The organism is Pseudomonas sp. FSL R10-1339 (genome assembly GCF_009600545.1).
GTDB lineage: Bacteria > Pseudomonadota > Gammaproteobacteria > Pseudomonadales > Pseudomonadaceae > Aquipseudomonas > Aquipseudomonas bubulae.
Genome location: NZ_WIVQ01000072.1, coordinates 1 through 23,497, shown reverse-complemented (window position 1 = coordinate 23,497; position 23,497 = coordinate 1). Strand labels below are relative to the sequence as shown.

The 23,497-nt window shown below is 57.4% G+C and carries 21 protein-coding genes; 10 read left to right on the top strand and 11 right to left on the bottom strand.

Features of this window, described 5'->3' with window-relative positions:
- From GHO03_RS18025 to cmoB, 3 genes are all read left to right on the top strand, one after another.
- A partial coding sequence (locus tag GHO03_RS18025) for a lysoplasmalogenase family protein (protein WP_218574317.1) occupies positions 1-183 on the top strand: 183 nt, incomplete at its 5' end.
- Between the two features lie 84 nt (positions 184-267).
- Complete coding sequence (gene cmoA, locus GHO03_RS18020; RefSeq protein ID WP_095018350.1) at positions 268-1,011, top strand: carboxy-S-adenosyl-L-methionine synthase CmoA; 744 nt, start codon at positions 268-270, stop codon at positions 1,009-1,011.
- On the top strand, positions 1,008-1,964 hold the full coding sequence (gene cmoB / locus GHO03_RS18015) for a tRNA 5-methoxyuridine(34)/uridine 5-oxyacetic acid(34) synthase CmoB (protein ID WP_095020384.1): 957 nt from the start codon (positions 1,008-1,010) through the stop codon (positions 1,962-1,964). The genes cmoA and cmoB overlap by 4 nt, the downstream gene beginning before the upstream one ends.
- A 30-nt stretch (positions 1,965-1,994) precedes the next feature.
- Here the strand turns inward: cmoB and tadA are convergent, their stop codons facing one another.
- The 7 genes from tadA to treP form a co-directional block, all read right to left on the bottom strand.
- Positions 1,995-2,483, bottom strand: coding sequence for a tRNA adenosine(34) deaminase TadA (tadA, locus tag GHO03_RS18010; RefSeq protein ID WP_095001442.1), 489 nt, complete (start codon positions 2,481-2,483; stop codon positions 1,995-1,997).
- On the bottom strand, positions 2,483-3,859 hold the full coding sequence (locus GHO03_RS18005) for a multicopper oxidase family protein (protein ID WP_133144824.1): 1,377 nt from the start codon (positions 3,857-3,859) through the stop codon (positions 2,483-2,485). The genes tadA and GHO03_RS18005 overlap by 1 nt, the downstream gene beginning before the upstream one ends.
- 233 nt (positions 3,860-4,092) lie before the next feature.
- Positions 4,093-4,368 carry a PTS transporter subunit EIIB gene (locus GHO03_RS18000; RefSeq protein WP_095001444.1) on the bottom strand — a complete coding sequence of 92 codons (276 nt, stop codon included), beginning with the start codon at positions 4,366-4,368 and terminating at the stop codon, positions 4,093-4,095.
- Positions 4,369-4,370: 2 nt separating this feature from the next.
- Entirely contained in the window at positions 4,371-6,896 is a 2,526-nt protein-coding gene (ptsP, locus tag GHO03_RS17995; RefSeq protein ID WP_153400284.1) for a phosphoenolpyruvate--protein phosphotransferase, read from the bottom strand.
- 59 nt (positions 6,897-6,955) lie between these two features.
- Positions 6,956-8,179 (bottom strand): carbohydrate porin, encoded by a 1,224-nt coding sequence (locus GHO03_RS17990; RefSeq protein ID WP_095001629.1) that lies wholly within the window; start codon positions 8,177-8,179, stop codon positions 6,956-6,958.
- Positions 8,180-8,217: 38 nt separating this feature from the next.
- Positions 8,218-9,861, bottom strand: coding sequence for an alpha,alpha-phosphotrehalase (treC, locus tag GHO03_RS17985; RefSeq protein ID WP_133144821.1), 1,644 nt, complete (start codon positions 9,859-9,861; stop codon positions 8,218-8,220).
- Positions 9,862-9,991: 130 nt separating this feature from the next.
- Positions 9,992-11,434: a PTS system trehalose-specific EIIBC component gene (gene treP / locus GHO03_RS17980; protein ID WP_133144820.1), complete on the bottom strand. Its 1,443-nt coding sequence runs from the start codon at positions 11,432-11,434 to the stop codon at positions 9,992-9,994.
- A gap of 195 nt (positions 11,435-11,629) precedes the next feature.
- Here treP and treR point away from each other — a divergent pair, with 195 nt between their 5' ends.
- On the top strand, positions 11,630-12,334 hold the full coding sequence (gene treR, locus GHO03_RS17975; RefSeq protein ID WP_095001448.1) for a trehalose operon repressor: 705 nt from the start codon (positions 11,630-11,632) through the stop codon (positions 12,332-12,334).
- A 43-nt stretch (positions 12,335-12,377) separates the two neighbouring features.
- On the opposite strand, the gene GHO03_RS17970 is transcribed toward treR, so the two are convergent.
- Together GHO03_RS17970 and GHO03_RS17965 are read right to left on the bottom strand one after the other, a co-directional pair.
- On the bottom strand, positions 12,378-13,034 hold the full coding sequence (locus GHO03_RS17970) for a S1C family serine protease (RefSeq protein WP_153400283.1): 657 nt from the start codon (positions 13,032-13,034) through the stop codon (positions 12,378-12,380).
- Positions 13,035-13,336: 302 nt separating this feature from the next.
- Entirely contained in the window at positions 13,337-13,894 is a 558-nt protein-coding gene (locus GHO03_RS17965) for a hypothetical protein (RefSeq protein WP_133144819.1), read from the bottom strand.
- A 116-nt stretch (positions 13,895-14,010) separates the two neighbouring features.
- Between GHO03_RS17965 and GHO03_RS17960 the strand changes: the two genes are divergently transcribed.
- The 3 genes from GHO03_RS17960 to GHO03_RS17950 are packed head-to-tail and all read left to right on the top strand — an operon-like array spanning position 14,011 to position 15,242.
- Positions 14,011-14,322: a hypothetical protein gene (locus GHO03_RS17960; RefSeq protein WP_095018343.1), complete on the top strand. Its 312-nt coding sequence runs from the start codon at positions 14,011-14,013 to the stop codon at positions 14,320-14,322.
- A 25-nt stretch (positions 14,323-14,347) separates the two neighbouring features.
- Positions 14,348-14,674, top strand: a complete 327-nt coding sequence (locus GHO03_RS17955; protein ID WP_133144818.1) for a hypothetical protein — start codon at positions 14,348-14,350, stop codon at positions 14,672-14,674.
- A gap of 25 nt (positions 14,675-14,699) precedes the next feature.
- Positions 14,700-15,242, top strand: a complete 543-nt coding sequence (locus GHO03_RS17950; protein ID WP_133144817.1) for a hypothetical protein — start codon at positions 14,700-14,702, stop codon at positions 15,240-15,242.
- 507 nt (positions 15,243-15,749) lie between these two features.
- Here GHO03_RS17950 and GHO03_RS17940 read toward each other — a convergent pair.
- Together GHO03_RS17940 and lldD are read right to left on the bottom strand one after the other, a co-directional pair.
- Positions 15,750-16,778 (bottom strand): FUSC family protein, encoded by a 1,029-nt coding sequence (locus tag GHO03_RS17940; protein ID WP_133144815.1) that lies wholly within the window; start codon positions 16,776-16,778, stop codon positions 15,750-15,752.
- Between the two features lie 13 nt (positions 16,779-16,791).
- Positions 16,792-17,931, bottom strand: a complete 1,140-nt coding sequence (gene lldD / locus GHO03_RS17935; protein ID WP_003443295.1) for an FMN-dependent L-lactate dehydrogenase LldD — start codon at positions 17,929-17,931, stop codon at positions 16,792-16,794.
- Positions 17,932-18,063: 132 nt separating this feature from the next.
- On the opposite strand from lldD, the gene GHO03_RS17930 reads away from it, so the two are divergent.
- The 3 genes from GHO03_RS17930 (at position 18,064) to GHO03_RS17920 (ending at position 23,041) form a co-directional block, all read left to right on the top strand.
- The gene (locus tag GHO03_RS17930; RefSeq protein ID WP_010655639.1) at positions 18,064-18,939 is read left to right on the top strand and encodes a LysR family transcriptional regulator; all 876 of its coding nucleotides are present in this window, start codon (positions 18,064-18,066) and stop codon (positions 18,937-18,939) included.
- A gap of 1,046 nt (positions 18,940-19,985) precedes the next feature.
- Entirely contained in the window at positions 19,986-21,584 is a 1,599-nt protein-coding gene (locus GHO03_RS17925; protein WP_010655638.1) for a VPA1262 family N-terminal domain-containing protein, read from the top strand.
- Complete coding sequence (locus GHO03_RS17920) at positions 21,581-23,041, top strand: hypothetical protein (RefSeq protein WP_095020377.1); 1,461 nt, start codon at positions 21,581-21,583, stop codon at positions 23,039-23,041. Before GHO03_RS17925 ends, GHO03_RS17920 begins: the two co-directional genes overlap by 4 nt.
- Positions 23,042-23,497 lie beyond the last annotated feature (456 nt).

The window sequence follows — 23,497 nt, the reverse complement described above, 5'->3', positions numbered from 1 at the left end:
GTACCGAAACACTCGGCCTGGCTGGCAGCCGCCGGGGCGCTGGCGTTTGTGGTCTCGGACAGCCTGATCGGCATCGATCGCTTTGTGCAACCGTTCAGCGCCGCGCCCTACCTGATCATCCTCAGTTACTGGCTGGGCCAGTGGGGCATTGCCGCCTCGGTGTTTTCCCAGGGCAAACGCTGAACGCTTTATCAGACAGACCGCGCATCCCGGCGCCAACTTGGCTAAAATGCCGCCCCTTTTGAAAATTCCACCGCCGGAACCGCCGTGAGCAAAGAACCCGACCGTATTTTCGCCCAGCCCCTGACCCAGGTGCCGGACTTCGCCTTCAACGAAGACGTTGTGCGGGTGTTCCCGGACATGATCAAACGCTCGGTGCCCGGCTACCCGACCATTGTCGAGAACCTTGGCGTGCTCGCCGCCCAGTTCGCCCGGCCCGACAGCGTACTGTACGACCTGGGTTGCTCACTGGGCGCCGTCACCCAGGCCCTGCGCCGCCATGTGCGCACTGAAGGCTGCAAGGTGATTGCGGTGGACAATTCGGCGGCAATGGTCGAGCGCTGCCGCGAGTACCTCAATGGGCAGAACTCGATGTTTCAGGAGCTGCTGCCGGTTGAAGTCATCGAAGGCGACATCCTGGCCCTGGCGTTCGAGCCGGCCTCGGTGGTGGCGCTGAACTTCACCCTGCAATTCATCGCTCCAGAAGAGCGCCTGGCGCTGCTGGGCCGTATCCGCCAGTCGCTGCTGCCTGGCGGTGCCCTGATCCTTTCTGAAAAGCTGCGTTTCAGCGACCCCGAAGAGCACGGGCTGCTGACTGATCTGCATGTGGCGTTCAAGCGCGCCAACGGCTACAGCGATCTGGAGATCGCACAAAAGCGCAGCGCCATCGAAAACGTCATGAAGCCCGACAGCCTCGAAGAACACCGCGAACGCCTGCTGGCGGCCGGGTTCTCGAAAGTCGTGCCGTGGTTCCAGTGTCTTAACTTTGCCTCGTTGATTGCCTTGCCATGATTGATCTGTCCCCACTTGCCCGGCGTCTGGCCGGCACTCCATTGGCTGAATGGGCCAACACCCTGCAAGCCCAGCTCGACGTCAAGATGGAGAAAGGCCACGGCGACCTGGAGCGCTGGCAAAGCGCGCTGGATGCCTTGCCCGACGTCAAACCGAGCGAAATCGACCTGTTGAACGGCCTGACCCTGGACACCGACTGCGACGACGCCACCCGTGCACAGATGAGCGAAGCCCTGATGGGCCTGTCACCGTGGCGCAAAGGCCCGTTCGACCTGTTTGGCGTTCACGTCGATACCGAGTGGCACTCGGACTGGAAATGGTCGCGGGTCGCGCCGCATGTCGACCTCAAGGGCAAGCGCATCCTCGATGTGGGCTGCGGCAACGGCTACTACATGTGGCGCATGCTCGGCGCAGGCGCCCACAGCGTAATCGGCGTCGACCCCAACTGGCTGTTCTTCTGCCAGTTCCAGGCCGTGCAACGCTTTTTGCAGCAGGAAGCGGCGTGGCACCTGCCGTTTCCTTTCGAAGACCTGCCGCCGAACCTGGAAGGTTTCGACACTGTATTTTCCATGGGTGTGTTCTACCACCGCCGTTCGCCCATCGAGCATTTGCTGGCATTGAAAGACTGCCTGGTCAAAGGCGGCGAACTGGTGCTGGAGACCCTGGTGATCGAAGGTGACGTGAACCAGGTGCTGGTGCCGGAAGACCGCTACGCGCAGATGCGCAACGTGTGGTTTCTGCCCTCGATCCCGGCGCTGGAGCGCTGGTTGCGCCGTGCCGGTTTCAGCGATGTGCGCTGCGTCGACGTGAGCGTCACCACCGTTGAAGAACAACGTGCCACCGAGTGGATGAAGTACCAGTCGTTGAGCGACTACCTGGACCCGAACGACCACAGCAAAACCATCGAAGGCCTGCCGGCGCCAATGCGTGCGGTGATTGTGGCCAGGAAGTAACACACGCCCTTCACCCCTGTGGGAGCGGGCTCAGCGAGCCCTTCTGGCCTTGAAGAACTCGCTGAGGATCGCCCCGCACTCTTCAGCCAATACCCCGCCTTCATACAGCACCCGGTGATTCAAAAAGCCCTGGGTGAAAAACTGCCCCTGGCTTTGCACAATCCCGGCCTTGGGCTCCAGCGCGCCATACACCACCCGTGCCACCCGGGCGTGCACGATCAGCCCCGCACACATGCTGCATGGCTCCAGCGTCACGTACAGCGTGCTGCCCGGCAGCCGGTAGTTGCTGACAGCCGTCGCTGCATCACGGATGGCCATCATTTCGGCATGAGCACTGGGGTCGCTGCCGCTGATCGGGCAATTAAAGCCACGGCCGATGACTTCACCGTCCTGCACCAGCACCGCACCCACCGGCACTTCACCCAGCGCTGCGCCTTGAGCGGCCAGCGCCAGCGCTTCGCGCATAAAGTCTTGATCGCGGCTGCGGTCGATAATCAGGGGTTGACGCCCTTGTCGCATCAGGAAACCTCAATAGCGGCCATCAGGCCGGTTTCCATGTGATCAATCACATGGCAGTGGAACATCCACACGCCAGGATTATCCGCCACCAGCGCCACGCGGGCACGTTCGTTTTTGCCCAGCAGATAGGTGTCAGTAAAATACGGAATGATTTTTTTGCGATTGGAGGCCAGCACCTTGAAACTCATGCCATGCAAATGGATGGGGTGCTGGTACTGGGTCATGTTCTTCAATTCAAAGATATAGCTCTGACCCAGCTTGAGTTTGGCAATCGGTCGGTCAGCGCAGGTCTTGTCCTTGATATCCCAGGCCACACCGTTGATCTGCCAAAGGCTCGGAGGCTGATCCGGGCCCAGGTTCTCGGACATCGAACCGACCCACTCAAAGTTGAAGTTGATCTTCTCGGCATTGGCCACGTCGGGCTCGGCAATCGGGTTGGCGGGCAACGCCGGTGGCCACTCGCCCGGTGCATCGGTGCTGGCGACCGAACGCAAAGTGCCCAGCCGTACCGGGCCGTCACGCAACGACAGTTCTTCACCGGCGGGCGGGGCCTTGATTGCCAGGCAAATACGCATGCCCGGGCCCAGCCAGTAATCCTTGCCCAACGGCCTTGGCTCGATGGGGTTGCCGTCCAGCGCGTAGATCATCGCTTCCACGCCGGGGATATTCAGGCGATAGGTCAGGGTGTTGTCGAGGTTGAGAATACGCACGCGGGTGATCTGCCCTGCAGGCAGGTCGATGGTCGGCACATGGCTGCCATTGATGGTCGACAGGCGCCCCGCCGTACCGCCACGGGCCGCTTCGCGGGTGATGCTGAACGGCAGGAAGCCGCCCTCTTCATCGACGTGCCAGCTCTTGATGCTCAGGGTGCGCTCGTGCTTGAAGCCGGTAGGCTCGCGCTCTTCGACGATCAGCGGGCCGACCAGGCCACGACCCAGCTCTTCGCTGCTGTTGACGTGGGGGTGATACCAGTAGCTGCCGGCATCGGGCACGCGGAACTTGTAGTCGAAGTATTCTCCGGGCAATACCGGTAGTTGCGAGACGTAGGGGACGCCGTCCATTTCCAGGGGCAGGCGGATACCGTGCCAGTGGATGGTGGTTGCGACTGGCAGATGGTTGATAAAGCGCACCCGCAGCCATTCACCCTGACGCACGCGCAGCTCGGTACCTGGAGCCGATGGACCGAACGCCCAGGCCTGGGTGATATGGCCGGGCACCAGCTCGACGTCCAGTGGCGCGCTGATCAGTTCGTAATCGTGGCCGGCGTTCTCGGCAGCCACCTTGCCCAGCCAGTAACGCGAAGCGCCTCCTGCGCCAACACCCACCACTACCAGGCCGGCCAGACCACCGAGTATTTGTCGACGGGTAAAGGACATGGATTCAACTACCTCTCGTATCCGGCGCGGGCGTTGGGCCCGCAAAAGGCGAATACGATACACCTGCAATTGCGAAACAGTAAGAGCGGGGTGGCGAAGGGTCACAGCTGGCAGGCAAACACAGCCTGTGGGAGCGGGCTTGCTCGTGATTGGATCGCTGCGGTGTTGCAGGTACACCACAGTGCTGTCATCGCGAGCAAGCCCGCACCCACCTAAGGGCCGCAGGACGGGGTTTACAACCCCACCACCAGATGCACCACCCCACCCGGCAGGCTCAGGATCCCGGGCACACCCGCCACACGCAGGGCTTGCGGATCCAGGCGGGTGATATCGGCCAGCTCCACACGGATCCGGGTCAAGGCCACCCGCTGCTCGGTCTTGATATTGCCGCTCCCGCCCAGCGCAGCCAGCACCGTTTTATCCAGTGTCGACACCGGTTTAGCGGGCTCATCCACCACCAGATCGGGTGTCAGGGCCTTCCAGAATGCTTTAAGCGCTTTATCGAACATGTTCAGGACTCCAACTCGGTCATGGGTTGCACCAATGGCTGCAATGCAGCCCGCACCTGCCCGGCACTCTCCAGGCCCAGCGCGCGCTGCGCCAGGGCCTGGCACGCGACGAAATCCAGCTCTCGAACCCGCGCCTTGATACTCGGGATCAACGGCACGCTCACTGACAACTCATCGACACCCAGCCCCAGCAGCAATGGTACCGCCAGCGTCTCGGAGGCCAGTGCGCCGCACACCCCGACCCATTTGCCGTGGGCATGGGCGGCCTTGACAGTGGTGGCGATCAGGCGCAGCACCGCCGGGTGCAAGCTGTCGGCCTGGCTGGCCAGACGCGGATGGTCCCGGTCCATCGCCAGGGTGTACTGGGTCAGGTCATTGGTACCAATGGAGAAAAAATCCACCTCGGGGGCAAACAGATCCGCCATCAACGCTGCTGCCGGCACTTCGATCATGATGCCCAGTTTTGGCAGGGTCTTGATCCCCAGCGCCAGCGCCTGCTCCTCGAGCAACTGGCGGGCCATGCGCAACTCGGACAGCTGCGTGACCATCGGCAACATAATGTGCAGACGGGTCAGGTCGGCACTGGCCAGAATCGCGCTGAACTGCTCACGCAACAGGTGTGGACGCTCAAGGCACAAGCGGATTCCGCGCATGCCCAAAAATGGATTGGCCTCGTGTGCCATCGGTACATAGGCCAGTGGTTTGTCGCCGCCCACATCCAGCGTGCGCACCACCAGATTGTGCCCGGTACCCACGACACCGGCGATGGCGCTGTAAGTGGCAACCTGCTCGGCATGGCTGGGGGGGCTGCTGCGTTCCAGATAAAGGAACTCGGAGCGCAGTAAGCCGACCCCTTCTGCCCCCAGGCTCACCGCTTGCTCTGCCTCGGCCAGGGACGCGATATTGGCGCTGACTTCGATACGTACCCCGTCACGGGTACTGGCTGGCTGTGCCGCCTGCTGCAAATCCTGCTGCTGACGCTTGTGCTGAAGGGCACGCTGGAGGGTGAGCTGGCGGATCCGCTGCGGATCCGGCTCCAGGTGCAGCTGCCCCTGATCCGCATCGAGCAACACCTCGGTTCCGTTAGCCAGCGCCAGCACCTGTGGCGACATACCGCAAAGTGCCGGCAAGCCCAGCGCCCGGGCCAGAATCGCCACATGACTGCTGGCACCGCCACCGACCGTGGCAAAGCCTGCAACCTTGCGGGTATCCAGGGTTGCGGTCTGCGACGGGGTCAGTTGCTCGGCAATCAGGATGGCCAGATCCGGCAACTCCAGTGCGCAGTCCTGAACCCCGAGTATCAGTTTGAGTACGCGCTGGCCGACATCGTCCAGATCCAGCGCGCGCTCGGCCAGCAAGCGATTGCCCAGGCCTTTGAACAGGGTCGCGGTTTCGTGTGTGGCACTCTGCCAGGCGAATGCTGCGCTCTTGCCCTGCTCGATCAGCCCGAAAACCTGCTCCAGCAAAGAGGGGTCTTCCAGCAGCTCCTGGTGAGCGTTGAAAATCTCGGCCTGAGCCTTGCCCTGTGTGTTGTCGCACAGCGTTTGCAACTGCGCGGTGGCTCCTGCCAGGGCCTGTTGCAACTGCTCGCGCTCGTGGCGCTGGTCGGTTGCCAGTTCGCTGATCTGCAACACGCTTTCTGTCAGTTGCACAACATGACCGAAGGCCGAACCCGGTGACGCACAGACCCCGCGCAATTCGTTGCTGGCCACAGGCTCCGGCACTGCTACTGGCTGCGCTTCGGGCGCCACAGCCACGACCGATTCGCCGCAACCCTCAGCCAGCAGTTCACTCAGCACCTTGAGCGCTTGCTCGGCATCTGAGCCGCAGGCACTGAGGTAAACGCTGTCGCCGCAAACCGCCTGCAGGGCCATGATCGCTACCAGCGACTTGGCATTGGCGCTCTCACCCTGTTTGTGCAAATGAAGGGTTGCCGCAAAGCCTTTCGCCGCCTGGGCGAGCACCGCTGCAGGACGGGCGTGCAAGCCGTTGGGGTTGGGCAGACGCTGCGGCTGGGAACGCTGGGTATCGCCGGCTTGCACCTCGGCCACTGTCTCGGCCTGCCCCAGTTGCAGACGCAGCAGCGGCTGGCCCGTTTCGACCAGAACGCCACCTGGTGACGGGGCCACAAAAGGTTCGCCGCTGACCACCAGCATCAGCGTCAACAGGCTGCGGGCATGCAGGGCGATGTAGTCTGCATCGAACTCGATCAGCGCCTGCCCCGCTGTCACCTGCTGGCCCTCCTCGACCAGCGCCGTAAAGCCTTTGCCGCCCAGGTTGACGGTATCCAGACCAATATGCAGCAACACCTGCACGCCATTGGCATGGGTGATGCTGATGGCGTGGCCGGTGTGTTGCAAGTTACTGATCACCCCGGCCAGCGGCGCACAAAGCACCTGCGACGTCGGATCGATACACAGGCCGTCGCCTATCAGGCGACTGGCAAACACCGGGTCGGGCACGTTATCCAGCGCCATCAGCACACCGGACAGCGGTGCCAGCAATTCCACTTGTTGGGATGTGACCATAACTTCACCTGCAGTTGATTCGGTTAAATGCCGATGGAGCGCGAGCCCCGACAGCTCGCTTACTTCCACCAGTACTCGACTTGCAAACCTGCGTTGGAACCGTGACGGGCCGAACCGAATGCACCGCTGTCGGAGAGCGCCGAGCCTGCATCAAACTCATTGGCGGCGCGCTGTGCCGCAGCGTTCCAGCTGGCATAGGTGTAATACAAACGCACTTCCGGGCGCGTCCAGAAACCTGGGCCCTTGGGTGACCAGGTGGGCGCGAAAGTGAACTTGCTCAACTTGCGCGTACCGTCCGCGGCCTTGACCTGATCGTGCCCCAGCTCGGTGACCAGCTTGAACTGCTCACTGATCGCGTAAGTCGGGCGCACGCCCAAAGACAGCCACTCCTGATTGCCGCCGTCGGGGCGAAAATCCTTCTGGTACACCGCCTCCACCTGCCCGCCGAAACGCGGCGTCACTTGCCAGTCGAAAAACTCGACGATGCGATAACGCTTGCTGCTGTTATCCAGGCGAAAGTCGCCGGTATAGCCCAGGCCGGTGCCCGAGCCTTCGCCGTACTGCACGGCAAACTTGTTCTTGCCCCCCAGAAACTCGCTCTGCACATGCTGCGCGGTAATGGCCCAGCCACTGTGGGCGTCAGTGCGCTCGGGCTTGTCCAGATAACTGAGGCCCAACTCCAGCTCACCGCCGGGGTTGGTGTTGAAACCGGCCACGTTGAAGTCGTGGCGAGTCACATAGTTTTCCTGGTACAGGTTGTCTTTGCGCGACAGGGCGTAGCTGTATTTCAGGCCACCGATCAGTACATCCTCGATACCGGCACCGGTGGCGCTCTGGTTCCAGTAGTAGAAGTCGGAAATATGGATGTCGTTACGCTTGTAGTAACGGCGCCCGGCCCACAGTGAGCCGCCGTTGAGACCCGGCAGGTTCGACCACTGCGCGTACAGTTGCGGCAGACGCGCCGAACCGTTGTCGCCCTGGAAAGTCAGCTGGCGGTCGTATTGGTTGTACAGCGAGGCCATGCCATCGACGCTCAGTACCGAGCCATCGTCAAAGCTGTACACGTCCTGGCGCAGTTCCAGCTCGGCGTATTGTTCGCACTCGTTGCCCAGCCGGTACTTGGCCTCGGCACCGGGCAGCTTGAAGCAGGATTGCTTGCCGCCATTGAGCGAGTTGCCCACGCCACTGCGCAAATACCCGGCGAACTCCAAAGCGCTGGCCGACAACGGTGCCAGCAGGCACAGGCTGGCGATACAGATGCTGTAGTTGAGTGAAGATTTCATGGAACGACCTTTTTTATTGTTATGGGTAAAACCGGTAATCACTGCAGATGCAGGGCAAATGACTCATACGGACGCAGTGAAATCCGACTGCTGCGCACCGGGCAGTCGTCGTAGTTGCTGATCAGCAGCCGCTGGCTCATCCCCGCGTCAACCACACCTTCAGGCAGTTCGATATCGCAGGGTGTGCCATAGAAGTTGTTGATCACCAGCAGACTCTCGCCATCGCCCTGACGCACATAGACCCATACCTGCTTATGCTCGGGCAACAACAGACGATATACACCGTGTTGCAGCAAGGGCACTGCGCGGCGCAAGGCAATCAATTCGCGGTAGTGATGCAGCACCGAAGCCGGGTCATTGCGCTGGTCTTCAACGTTGATAAACGCCGCGTTGGCGGGGATGCCAATCCACGGTTCGACACTGCTGAAACCGGCATTGGCCTGATGATCCCATTGCATTGGCGTGCGGCCGTTGTCCCGTGACTTTTGCTTGATCGCAGCCATGCATTCGTCGTGAGGCACCCCGGCTTCGCGCTTGAGGCGATAGATATTCAGGGTTTCGACATCGCGATACTGCTCGATATGCTCGAACCCGGGGTTGGTCATGCCGATTTCTTCACCCTGATACACATAGGGTGTGCCTTGCAAAAAATGCAGCGCCGTGGCGAGCATTTTGGCCGAGACCACGCGGTGTTCACCGTCATCGCCAAAACGCGAAACCACACGCGGCTGGTCATGGTTACACCAGAACAGCGCGTTCCAGCCGCCACCGGCCTGCATACCAACCTGCCACTCCGAAAGAATGCCCTTGAGCTGCAGGAAATCGAAATCAGCCCGCACCCACTTCTGCATGTTCGGGTAATCGACTTTCAGGTGATGAAAATTGAAGGTCATCGACAGCTCCTGGCTGTCAGGGCGCGAGTAGCGGATGCAGTGCTCAAGGCTGGTGGACGACATCTCGCCGACGCTGACCAGATCGTGGCCGGCAAACACTTCGCGGTGCATCTCCTGCAGGTACTCATGCACGTTGGGGCCATCGGTATAGAAACGGCGGCCGTCGCTGTCGTCCTGGGGGAAATGCGCCGGTTTCGAGATCAGGTTGATCACATCCAGGCGAAAGCCACCCACGCCCTTGTCCCGCCAGAAGCACATCAGCTTGTAGACCTCGGCGCGTACCTTGGGGTTGTCCCAATTGAGGTCGGCCTGAGTGTGGTCAAACAGGTGCAGATAGTACTGGCCGGTTTGCGCCTCGTATTCCCAGGCCGAGCCGCCGAATTTGGACTCCCAGTTGTTTGGCTGGTCGCGCCAGATATAGAAGTCGCGATACGGGTTGTCGAGGCTGCTGCGCGCCTGCTGGAACCACTCGTGTTCGATGGACGTGTGATTGACCACGATATCAAGCATCAGCTTGAGGCCACGGGCACCGGCTTCGCGGATCAGCAGTTCGCAATCGGCCATGCTGCCGTAACTCGGGTCTATGGCGTAGTAATCGCTGATGTCATAGCCGTTGTCGCGCTGGGGCGAGCGCAGGAACGGCGTCAGCCACAGGTAATCGACGCCCAGCCACTGCAGGTAATCGAGCTTGTCGACCACCCCCCGCAAGTCACCGGTCGCGTTGCCCGCGTGGCTGCAAAAGCTTTTTGGGTAGATCTGATAGATCACTGAACGCTGCCAGTCTTGCATGGGGTGTTCCTTGCTTGGACGTTGTAGCCGCTGGTGCAGGCTGCAATAAGGGCCGCTGGACCGTCTATCAAGACGGGCAGCTTCGCAGCCCATCGCAGCCTTCGGCAGCGGCTACAGGAAAGTGGATGTGCTACGCGACGCGATAACCCGGACGAATGATTTTCAGGCTCAGGCCGCAGGTCAGGACAAACGGCACGACAATGGCCATCAACATGCCGATGACAAACATCGGGATGTACTGCGGAATGATCGAAATAAAGCCGGGCAAGCCGCCAACACCGATGGCCGAAGCCAGCACCTTGTTCAGCGACAGGAAAATGCTACCCAGCGCCGAGCCGATCAGCGCCGCATAGAACGGGAACTTGTAGCGCAGGTTGATCCCGAACATCGCCGGCTCCGTGATGCCAAAGTACGCCGAGACTGCAGAGGTAGAGGCCATGCTGCGCTCACGCACATTGCGGCTCATGTAGAACACCCCGAGCGCGGCGCTGCCCTGGGCCAGGTTGGACATGACGATCATCGGCCAGATAAAGGTGCCGCCGTGGTTGGCAATCAATTGCAGGTCCACGGCGAGAAACATATGGTGCATGCCGGTAATCACCAGCGGTGCATACAGCAGGCCGAAAATCATTCCGCCGAGCACCGGGGCCACGTCGAACAACAGCACTACGCCTTCGGTAATGAGGATGCCGAGGTGACGGGTCACCGGGCCAATGATCGCCAGCGCCAGCACCCCGGTGATGACGATGGTGGTAATGGGTACCACCAGCAATTGAATGGCATTGGGCACTCGCGCCCGTAGCCATTTCTCTATCACGCTCATCACATAGGCGGCCATCAGGATCGGCAGGATCTGCCCCTGGTAGCCCACTTTCTCGATCTGGAACAGGCCCAGGATATTGAAGTACGGCAGGCTCTGGCCCTCCAGCCCGGCCACGGCCTTGCCGTAGTTCCAGGCATTGAGCAGGTCGGGGTGAACCAGCATCAGGCCCAGCACAATGCCGAGGATTTCGCTGCCGCCAAATCGCTTGGCCGCCGACCAGCCCACCAGCGCGGGCAGGAATACAAAAGAGGTATTGGCCATGAGGTTGATCAGGCTCCACACCCCGTCCAGTTGCGGATAACCGTCGAGCAGGGTTTTGCCGTCGATAAACATGCCCTTGGCGCCGAGCAGGTTGTTAACCCCCATCAGCAAGCCGGCAATGATCAGGGCGGGCAGGATGGGCATAAACACATCTGAGAACACACGCACCAGACGCTGCATGGCGTTGGCCTTGTCGGCGCCCTGCTGCTTCACGTCGGCGATAGTGGCGGCTGCCAGGCCGGTCTGCTCACGCAGGGCGGCATAGACCTTCTCGACTTCACCGGGGCCGATCACCACCTGGTACAGGCCGCCCGTGAAAAAGGAGCCTTTGACCAGATCGATCTGGTTGAGGGTGGTGCTGTCGACCAGGCTTGGGTCCTTGAGGGCCAGGCGCAAGCGTGTGACGCAATGCGCGGCCTGCTCAACGTTGGCGGCACCACCGAGGCTGTGCAGCAGCTCGCGGGCGATCTGGGAATAGTCGTGGCTCATGCGTGGTCTCGCTTGAATTTTTATTATGGAGCGTCGCTGTGGCAGCACGCCGTAGCAAAAAAATACTCGTCTGTACGAGTTAAAGCAACAACTGGTACAGACGAGTTAGTGATTTTTCTGCCGCATACTTGCGCTGCCTTCCCTCCACCCCTTAAGGTTCCGGGCCCCGAGCCCAACCGGCATAGAGCCCTCGCCATGACCAAATACAATCAGATCTACACGGATCTGCTTGCCAGTATCACCACTGAACGCCTGGCCCGCGGCGCGCGCCTGCCGTCCGAAACCGAGTTGATGGCCAGCTATGGGGCCAGCCGCGGAACCGTGCGCAAGGCGATTGAACAACTGCAGGAGCGTGGATTTGCCCAGAAGATCCACGGCAAGGGCACTTTTGTATTGTCATCCAGCCCGATCGAGTTCCAGCTGGGCGGTATCGTCAGCTTTCAAGAGACCTACCCGCGCCTGGGCGGTAACGTCAGTACCGAAGTGGTGGAGTTCACCCGGTTCCCGCTCGAAGGCGCACTGTGCGAGAAGTTCGATGTTGCAGCGGGCAGCCTGATAACCCGCATCAAACGCGTGCGCCATATTGATGGCAAGCGGGTGATTCTGGACATCAACCATTTTGTCAGCGACCTGATTCCGGGGCTGGATCAGGCCATTGCCGAGCACTCGATCTATGCCTATATCGAGCAGACCCTGAATCTGCAGATCAGCTATGCCCAGCGCACCATCGAAGCGGTGCCGCGCAGCAAGGACGACCAGCAGCACCTGGACCTGGAGGGTCAGAGCCATGTGATCGTGGTGAGCAACCAGACGTTTCTACAGGATGGGCGCCAGTTCGAGTACACCGAGTCGCGGCATACGCTGGACAAGTTCTACTTTTCGGATGTGGCGCGGCGCTGACATCAAAAAAAGCACCCTCACCTTCCGGGGTGAGGGTGCTTTTTTACTTGGCCGCAAACTTCGACCCACGCCCCCCATCAAGCTGCGCCTGCAACATCCCCCATTCGCGGGCAACAATCGAATACGGGATAAAAATGCTCACTCTCTGCGCGCTCTTCAGCTCAGGCAACGTAATAGCACTGTTCAGGCTGGTCGAATAAAAACCGGCATTGATCCCCACCACGCAACCGTCACTGGCGCTCACCGGCCCACCCGACATGCCCTTGACCAGCGGGGCATCATGAATGGCATACAGGTCACCGCTGTGATCTTCGGTATTGCTGAAGGGGGTTTTATACACTTTGCCCTTACCCGTCGTGGTCACAAGGTAAGGGCTCACGCCCACGGCCGTGATGCTCTCTCCCACCTGCGGCGCTCGCCATGCCGGGAAGTGGCCATTGGCTTTATGCTTGATAAAGACCAGATCGCAGCGTGTGCTGCAACGGTATGCAACGTTGGGGATAAACGGGGTATGCCCAGTGGTGACGGCGTAGTCCTCATTCCATTGCACGGCCGAGGCCATGTACATATACGGCATGGGAAAGCCTGAAAAGACGGGAAAGTAAGCTTCATTGACCGGCCCCGACAAGTCGGGCTTCACGAATCCGTTGCATCCTGCAGTGACAACTCCTATTAACAAGAAGGCCATGATCTTGATCATGATAAATCACCGACTTATAGGGAGGATGCGACTGGCTTTGATTGTCAGTATTTTGACTACAGCAAAAACAGCACGCCTAACCAATTGTTTTGGTTGAGGCATGTATTATTTATGGATGAGGTTTTAATAACGCGTATGAATCAATCGAACTAAGCTCAATTGCCATTTCGAGCAATTGCCACGTTCAAATAATTGGCGTCGGAAGTTTGATGATTCAGAACGCCGACCACAAAAAAAGCGATCAACAGTAAAGGTTGATCGCTTTTTTATATCAAGCCGGGCTCAAGGCCTTTCATGCACTATCAGTCTGCGGCGCCATCATTTTTGTGAGCGCCAACGGTCTTGCGTTCACCGGTTGGAGAAACTTCATACACGTTCATCACCCAAGTGTCAGCGATCACGGTTTCAACCACGTAATTCTTCTTGGCTTGCGGGGTGAATTGCTGCGCAACAGGCTGCTCTTTGTCGAACGGCGTAGGCATTGGAATACCGTTGAAGGTGAACTGCTTGGCCTTGACCGTCCCTTCCACGTGCACCACTTTGTCTGCATCGACCAGCTTGCTGATGCTGTCAGTGCCACCGCCAATTCGCTTCAGATAGGCCGGTATGCGCTTGAAGTAAGCAGTGTCATAAACACGATCACCCGCGTCATCCATTCGACCGTCGGAATACCCGTACATGTAACTGACAGGGTGATCACCCTCCCCGCCGATGGTACGGAAGGTCAAGCTGGCTTGATGGTCATTCATGACCAGTGGCACGACCGGCGTTGAAGTGAGATCACCCGCCTTACGGCTACTGCAACCGGTCATCACAAGGGCGAGTGTGATTGCTAACGGAACTGCCAGATAAGTTTTCATTCGATCCTTGAACAGTCTGAGTGAAGGACAGTATGGAACCATTTGTTGAATGAAAGTTCCCTATACGATGTTGGCGCATCACACTCTACCCGCGTCAAAACCCAAGGAAGAACGCCATGTTCACGAGGAGCCTGTTGCTGAGTTTTTGCGCTGTGTTACTGGTTGGCTGCACGGGAAGGGGCTTTCAACCACCACCCGGGGACTACACACAATGGTACAAAAAGGGGGTCACCCAATCAGGCGTCGACAACGCCATGCGTGCTTGCGGGTATACCAATCTTGATGGCGTGGGAGACACCTCGCCGATCGATGTTGTGCTGACGCGGTTCTACTGCATGAAGGACGCCGGGTTCAAGCGCAGGGATAAACTCGATCTGTGCAAGCAAGGCCGTATTGGCGAATCCCCGGTATGCGAAGGCCGCCGGTAAACCATTACCAAAAGGAAAACAGGGAATGAACGATCTACGCAACGGACTGTACGGCACCGTACTGGTGTTGGCGGCAGCAGCAATGGGTGGTTGCGCCTCCTCGGCCGCGATCACCGGCGAGCCTGGGGTAAACATGGGCGACAGCTATCAGAGTGTGCTCGCGGTGGTCAGCCGCAACAATACCGTGACCAAACAGGTCGATGGCCAAGGCTTCCGGGCCGAGGGTTACTCAGCGATGTTCAAGGACTGTCGCGTCAAATACTTCCTGTTCCAGGACGCCGATGGTTTGCAGCGCGTGACCTATGAACCTGCGCCGCATCTGTCAGTCAGCCAGAACTGCCGCCAGCCTTAACCTGCCCCTGCGAGTCGATTGCCTGATGAGACTGTTCACTGTAATCCCCGCCGTTCTGCTAGCGCTCAGCGGCTGCGGCCAGGTGGCAAACGTGCGTTCGCTGTCCACCGGCTACATCCCGCCACAGAGCGGCGAGACTGCCCGTATTCGCCTGCTCACCGACGGCCTGGTGCGCGCCGTGCCGGGGCGTGACTGCCTCGACTGGAATGTGCCCGGCGCGGGGGTGATGGCGTCGGCGAAATCCGGCTTCCCCGACCATAACGGTGAAAACCTCGGCATTGCCGGGCCGATCTATTCGTTGGCAGGTTCGGTCTCGTCAGAGCTGGTAGTGCCGGCGAACAAGCCGATCGCGCTCCATTACCTGGGGCGCCTGCAATATGCCCGGCAGTGTGCCAGGACGATGACCTTCGTACCTCGGCCCGGGGTGGATTACCGGGTGCAGGCATCGATGTCGGCGGACTGTTCATTCCTGCTGGATGAGCTTTCAGCTGACGGCATGCAATGGGTCGCTGTCGAACCGAAGCCTGATGGCAAGGTGTCGATGTGTCACGCGATGGATAACTTCTAGCCGAAATCAGCGCGGGTCCATTACCAAGCCACCTAAACACGGCGCCTGGCGATGCACAAAGCTGCCAGAATTTGCCAGACCCAAAAAGCCAAAAGCCCGCAATTAAGCGGGCTTCAGGGTGTTCTTGCTCACGGGTGCCGGACTATGCCGGCCTACCGATTATTCTCACTCTATTATCAACAAGCGCAATAAAACCTTTAAAAGCAGATAACTATCAAACAAAACAAAAGGCATACCATGAAAAGAACCATTCCCGAACGACGCTCTAGATGCTCAGCCCTCCCGCCTCTCATCGCATGACAAGCACCTGTAGAGGGGGTATAGCGCTCTTTGATAGGGCGCACGTGACTACGGCACGATCAGGGCCTACAAACATCCGAGTCAAACCATGAGGAAGAACGCCATGTTCACGCGGAGCCTATTACTGAGTTTTTGCGCGGTGTTACTGGTTGGCTGCACGGGAAGGGGCTTTCAAACCGGCGGTCTAGGAAACACTCCCCTAGTCCTCTACGGCTCAGCCGTTTGCCAGCGAGGAAAAATCACAAGCGAAGCGATGATCGCTAAAAGTGCACCACCGGTGCTGTAGAGCATTCGTAGAAATACCAAATCCAGCTCCGATCCTCCTGACTGGCCAACCTGCGCGACCAGTATGAAATGTGGAGTGAGGAACATCAAATAGCTGATGTGGCTCATAGAGCGCCCTGCCAGGGTGCCAATAGAAACAGGCAGTATCAGTGCAGCCAACAAAAACGGATCATGGATTGCGTAACCAAGAACGGCAGCAATGGCTCCCCCTAAGAAGGTGCCGCCGACTCGCTCCAGAGACATCCTCAACGTTGAATGCATGTAGGGCTGCATGATCAGAAACACCGTAAGGGTCATCCAGTATCCGTAATGCAACGACCACAATTGAACCAACCAAACTGACAGTGCTCCCGACAGCGCAACGCGAAGCCCATGCAGAAAGAAGTTAGATTTCGGTGTGAAATTTGTTCTGAGTGCCGACCATAAAACTGGCCGCTTTGCAGCATCAGGCTGGTCGTACTGACACCATTGGAACAGCAATGCGGAGCCTGTAGCCCATAGGCTGCCATATAGAAAGTAACGTGCATAAGCAAATCCCTGGGCAAAGTCCTTTGCCGGGAATGCAGTGGATACCGCAAATGCCGTCGCTGTCAGCAAAGCGGGAATGCTAATGCGCGCGCCGCAAACCTGGGCGTAAGCGCCAGCAAACGCAAAGAGGGCCGACAGTGCTATAGCCAGTTGCGGCCATACCATCGTCCAAGCACCTAGCCCTGACGCCACGGCGCCGGTGATGCCGAAAACCAGGCCGAAGATACAACCCTTTGGGGACTTATCGCTCGGAATCGACAGATAGCTCCAGAATGCGGCAATCGCTGACCAACAGAACAAGGGGTTGTGTAAGCGAGCCGCGAGGAGCGCCGGCACAGTACAGACAACACCACCACACACTACGTAGCCAATCGGTACATTGCGTACCGCTTCCAACATCTTAACGGTCAGTGATTGCGACATGATCGAACCTTCATTACTCAACTGGAACCAATGCGGTTCGATCGATCTTGTCAATCGAGGTAACACCAGTGAGCGTCATTGCCACGCGCATTTCTTGCGAGAAGATATCCAGCATATTCTCTACCCCGTGCTGTCCGTCGGCGGCCAGAGCGTAAACCGTCGAGCGCCCCAGCAGGCATGCCTTGGCGCCTAAGGCGAGCATGCGCACAACATCCAGCCCGGAACGAATGCCAGAGTCCACCAGCACCGTCAGGTCATCACCCACTACTTCGGCGATGGGAGGCAAAGCCCTAGCGGTGGACAGCACACCGTCCAATTGGCGACCGCCGTGGTTGGAGACCACGATGCCATCAGCGCCGAAACTTACTGCGTCCTTGGCGTCCTGTGGATCAAGGATGCCCTTGATAATCATCGGGCCCTTCCAAAACTCGCGGATCCATTCCAGGTCCTTCCAGCTGATAGAGGGGTCGAAGTTATTGCCTAACCAGCCAACATAATCTTCCAGGGTGGTGGCTTTGCCCAGGTACTTGGAGATGTTGCCCAAATCATGCGGACGACCGAGGATACCGACATTAAACGCCCAATCCGGCCTAGTGGTGGCTTGCAGGATGCGCCGTGAAGCTGCGAGTGGCCCAGACATGCCCGAGTGGGCATCACGGTAACGAGCGCCTGGCGTCGGCATGTCTACGGTGAACACCAGCGTGGTAACGCCGGCTGCTTGAGCACGCTCTAGGGCATTACGCATAAATCCGCGATCCTTGAGCACATAGAGTTGAAACCAGATCGATTGCGAACTCTGGGAACTAACCTCTTCAATCGAGCAGACCGATACTGTGGACAGGCAAAAGGGAATGCCTTTCGTGGCCGCAGCCTTGGCCGCTTGTACTTCACCACGACGGGCATACATACCGGTCAGTCCGACGGGGCTGAGGATGATCGGCAGACTCTGTTCCTTTCCAAAGAGCGTCGTCTTGAGACTCAAACTGTCAACATTTCTCAAGATGCGTTGACGCAAGCTGATGCTGGCGAGGTCAGCGCTATTGGCACGCATTGTGTGTTCGGCATAGGCGCCGCCGTCGATGTAGTCGAACAGAAATCGCGGCAATTTGCGTCTCGCGGCTTCGCGATAGTCGGATGCCGATGAAATAATCATTATCTACAACTCCTAGGTCTCTAGAAAATTTCAGCGACGTAGGACGTTGCTGAGTGAATTTCACGATAAGGGATTGTTGAGTATGATAAAAACAACTTTTTCTACTCGAATTGAGTCGCTATTGGAATACACATGAATCTCAGAACGCTGCGGGTGTTTGTAGAAGTGGTGCGCCAGGGAGGTTTCTCCCAAGCTGCGGAGGTTGTGTCTTTGACTCAGTCCTCAGTCAGCAAGGCAGTCAGGACGCTCGAGGATGAGCTAGGTACGCCACTGCTGAACCGTATCGGCCATAAAAGCGAGTTGACGGCCGCAGGTGAGATTGCCTATCGGCGCGCACTGGTATTACTCGCAGAGCGGAACGATCTGATCGCAGAGATCAATGAACTGCGCGACCTGAAGGGCGGTACGCTGCGGATCGGCTTGCCGCCTGTAGGCTCCGGGGTATTGTTCGCTGAGATGTTTGCTACTTATCGCAGCCGCTATCCGATGGTGAATATAGAACTGATAGAGCACGGTAGTAAGAAACTGTGTGAGTGCCTGGAGGCCGGAGAGGTGGACTTGGCAGCACTACTGATTCCGATCGATGAAACTTTCGCTTATCAGGAAGTGCGCAACGAGCCTTTAGTGGTTGTGCTGCCTAGCGCCCATTCGCTTTCGCGACGCAAGCGAATGAACTTCAGTGATCTGGCGGATTCGCCATTCATCCTCTTTGATGAGGGGTTTGCGCTTAACGCATTAATTATGGCCGCTTGTGATCGAAGAGGGATTGTGCCCCGGGTGACGGCCCGCAGCGGGCAGATTGATTTCATCGCCGACCTGGTAGCTGCAGGTTTAGGGGTGGCATTTTTACCGCGAATGCTTGCGCAAAAACATAAACATGCGGGCATCGCTCTAGTACCTCTTGAAGAGCCACACACGGATTGGAATATTGCACTCGCTTGGCGTGCCGGTGCGCATTTGCCTCCGGCTGCAATGGCTTGGTTAGATCTGGCCAAAGAGCTGAGATAGTGCAATGGCTTTTGCTCGGATATCCAAGCGCTGGTAGTCAATAAAAACACCGGCCTACCTGGTGAAGGGGTCGGGTGGTTTTTAGTTAAGGAAGAAGAGTTCGCTACTCTGCCCCGCCATCAGAAGCAGGTAATTGTCAAAGCCGAACTCAATCACGTTTTTACTTTTCCACAATGGGACAAGGTCCTAAAAACTTTAGACCTTGAACTGACCGAAACCGATTTCTCGCACGCTCTTGAGTTGGCTTGTCAAATCGTCGGAGGAGGTGAAAGCGAGCACCATAAGAAATTAAAGGATTTCGTAGCACACAACCCCCTCTCAATCTCTTCGGTCCCCGATATCACTAGAGGCCTGTTCCAGTGCGTAAAATACCGGACTGTGATGGAGGCAGTACTACTTGCGCATTCGCAGATAAAGGATGTCCGCGCACTACTAGTATTGGAGTCTAAATTTCCTGCTTCCCGACTGCCATTAAAAACCTTCTTGGTGTTGAAGTCATTGACCTTGTCACCCGCGAATAACCCGCGATAAACCATGACAGCTTATCGCATGACGAGTGCCTTTAAGATGGAGTTAGAAAACAGCGCCAACTTACGAGGCATATATGACTACGCTGCGATCAAACTCCGCAGATAAGCGCTCATGAATTTAGCAACCAGGTACTCACACCGGTTTAGGCTAACCAAAATCAAGCCAACGCTGGGCACAGCTCACAACAATGGGAATACTCGCCTCACTACAGACTTGCAAAAATAAGGCCCGCAATTCGCGGGCCCTATATACATCAGAAAACGACTAAGTTCGCATATACCAACTTCAGGCTAACTCCCACTCTATTATCAGCAATAAATAAATATCCTTATAAATCAGTCGTTAACTACCATGCTTCTGATCCATGCCACGAGTAATACCATGTTAAGAAAACCTGATTTCATAGATCTGTCTTGAGCACGTAACTCAGCCAAACGCCTGCACAGCATCAAGCGAGGCGCTTGGCACTCGAATTGGAACATAATGAGAGTTTTTGAGCCCAGGCAGATACCCTCATGGACCGATACGAGCCACCCGAGCCTCGCTCTCCGTTGCCGGAGCTCACCCAGCTTCTCACGCCCGGCACGCTCGGGTTTTATACCCATGTCGAATGTACAGAGCTGTACGCCAGTCGACCCGATCATGACGGTATTATCAATATCTTCACGCTATTGATTGCCGAGGAACAATCTGATCTCGAGCCAGCGGCTGCCTGCTTCTTGACGCCGAAACCTATTCGAATCAAATCGCTCAATGGCTGGAGCTTTGGCCTCCGCCGTTACACGGTGGCGATCGGCACGCTCATCCCGGCTCTCACGGCTTTGGAGGCCGGGGAAGGATGGAAACTTTCAGGCGATGAACTCGAAATCGGCGAGCTTTTACCGATGCCCGCACAGTTTGTGCCGCCGGACAATGGCGCGCCGGTTCCATGGAACAAACTCCTCAAAAACAACTTCTGGACCGGCTCGCACCTATTTGAATGGACCGATCATAAGAAAGAACCCCTGACGCCGCTCTTCGCAGATCCTCGCCGGTTGCAAGAGCTATCGGCAGAGATCGAGAAATATATCCCGCTCCAATTGGCCACAATGTCAGACCGGCTCGGCAACTTGGCGGTCCAGCTTCCGATCACTGTGCTGATGGCGAAATTCGAAAAGCTTCAAGATGGCGATTTTCAAGTCGAACATGCCTGGCATCCTAAGGCCTCCCCGCGTCCCTTGATGGCAGTCTGCGAATTGGAACACGACGACATCATCACTGGCTTTGCTTCAGCAAGACTAAAAGAAAGGATCACCCCTCTCCCGATGCGTGCTGGCCGTGGGCTGCATCGGGGCTTCATCTGGGACGAACAGAGCAGCACGCTCCTCGTCGCCTCCGGCGCAGGCTCTTTTATCTCTACCATTTCATTCAACATGCGTTCACCCGATCCGGAGCCACGCACCTTTTCGGTCAAAAAACCGGATGGCAGTTGGGACTCTCGACGCGTCGGTATGACTGCCTTTTCAAATCACAGTATCGTCGGCGACCCGCAGCCGGACGACAACGGGGGATGGACAGCGAAGCGGATGTACGCAGAGCAAGCCAATCGGCTCGCCGCCGAGCGCCGCTTTGTTCAATACCGTCCGACACGTGGTGATAAAAACGCAGGCCGCCGAAAGGCATTGGATGACCTTCGCGCGCTAATCATTGCCTACGGCGAAAAAGGCGCGTGGCTGTGGGACCCATATCTTTCAGCCAACGAGATACTTGAAACGCTGTTTTACTGCCCCTATCAAGGCGTGGACCTTCGCGGTCTGACGACGTCCAAAGCCGGCCCTAGCGACAAAATCCGCCAAACACTTGATGAATGTCAAAGCAACTGGCGGGGCCTGAAACTCGAACTTCGAGTACAGAAGGGCGCGGCGGGCTGGGACTTCCACGATAGGTTCCTGATCTTTCCATCCGGCCCAGATGGGGCAATGGCTTGGTCGCTCGGCACCTCGGTAAACTCCGTGGGCACGGCGCATCACATCCTGCAGAAGGTCGACAATGCTCAGCTTGTGGTGGATGCCTTCACCGACCTTTGGGAGCTACTCGGCGGACAGGATCATCTAATTTGGAGGAGGCCGTCATGAACGCTGCGGATGTTCTTCTCTCGGCTATGGCGGAAGCTACGCGACCTGGGGCGGTCGAAGTCCCCAACTCTCTTCTTGCGGCAATCGAAGCGCAATCCGATCCGTTTCATGCAATTTCTGATTGGGATGCCTGCAACGAGTTATTTGACGCGATCCGATCTCAATTTTCCTTCGTCGAGTTGGTCCGACGCGGCAAGCCTCCGAGCGGTGAGGACTTCGACAAACTCACCGGCCTGCTTCGGTGGATCATCCAAGAAGGCGCCGATTGGAACGTAAGCGCTGATCCGAGCCGTACCCGGCTGGTCGCCCTCTTCGTCGTCGGACAGTTCACAACGATGGAGGCGAATTTCTGGAGCACCGTGCCAGATGACTTCAGGCCCAACGATGGACTACTCGCTTCGCTCGAGAGAGTCATTGAGGGCCTGACGATGAGCTTCACAACTAAGGGCTTAGCGCCTCCAATCTGGGAGTTGGAAGCGGTCGAAAAGTTTGAAAAAGCTGATGCCAAAAGCGATTGGATCGGAATCGCACAAGGCTGGCGACTGATCGAGGATGGATTTTTTCCGAGCATTGCCATTGCGCAGACTGCCCAATGTCTCGACAGATTTGCACCAGAACGCTTGGTGCAGGCCATCTCGGGTCTGCGGCAGACCGCACCGGTCATGAGCGTCGTGCTATCGCTCCCCCCCAATGCAGCACTACGCCTCGGCTCTAGATCGACCAACCCTCATGTCCAGTTCGCAACGACTTACATATCTGTGTCGCTTAGGTCTAACCGCGAGCCGCTCAGTGAAGATTCCAAGAAGTCTCTGGTCCAAATCTTGGAAAATGTCTCGAAAGATAAGCCGCGCTGGGCTGCCTGGATGCACGTGTTCAACTTATTTCCTTCGCGATTTCCAGAATTACAGACGCCTCTCGGTTGCGCTCTTGCTGATGCGAACGATACTGCCCTTCAAGCCTACGTTGATGCGATTAGCCTGCACTGGTCTGGTCAACAGACCCGATTTTCAGTCGCAGAATGTCTCCGGGCCTTCCGGGACAGGGCCATAGCCAAGAAGCGCAAAGCTTTGTGGAATTTTGCTTTTCAGCGTTGGATGTGCTGGGGGTACGGTCTGAACGGGACTGCTGACAGCCTCATTAAGATCTCTCGGTGTGAGTTGGATTACGCTTTAGTAGGTTATGCCGTCGAATGCCTCGACGGTGACCAGAGGCAGCACATGATTGCCTCACTCATTGAGAAGCTTCAGACCGTGGAAAACAACTGGCACCCCGGGATCACGGACTGTCTCTCTGAGTGGAACGCAGTGCTATCGGAAATGCAGCCCCTTTTCTTGGCAATCAGTATCGAGGGCACAGACGCTGACTGGATCGATGAAAAGCCCACAATGCGACTACCATTCGATCCAGACAAGGAAGCCTATGTGATCCTCAAGTACGGCAGACCTCAAATCGACTAAGCAGCTGTATCCTCAAAAAATCAAAAGCCCACTATCACGCGGGCTTTTGGATATTAGCTACAAGGGGTCACTCCCACTCGAACATAAACAATCTTAAAAAACCAATATAAATCATAGTTTTATTTTGATCATCTCTGCTGATACCACGAAAACACCATAGACGAAAACCTGTTTTCACGAGCACTGCATCATTCATGCGATGTAGTGATCGGCTGGGGAATTGACCCGTCTGCCAATACCGCACTTATCCCATATTGACTCAAGATCCAATGCTTGAAAGTACTCGCAGACCAGGAGTCACGGTCAGTGAAATGCTGGTAAATGGACCAATGCTTCATAAGCTGAAACACGCTCGTCTATGGGAATGACTTGACGTACTGTGAATCGCCCCTAGTTTCGTAGACATCTCCAAGCCTTAAAATGAGGCCCATTAGGAGGTGCCATGAGCAACCAGCG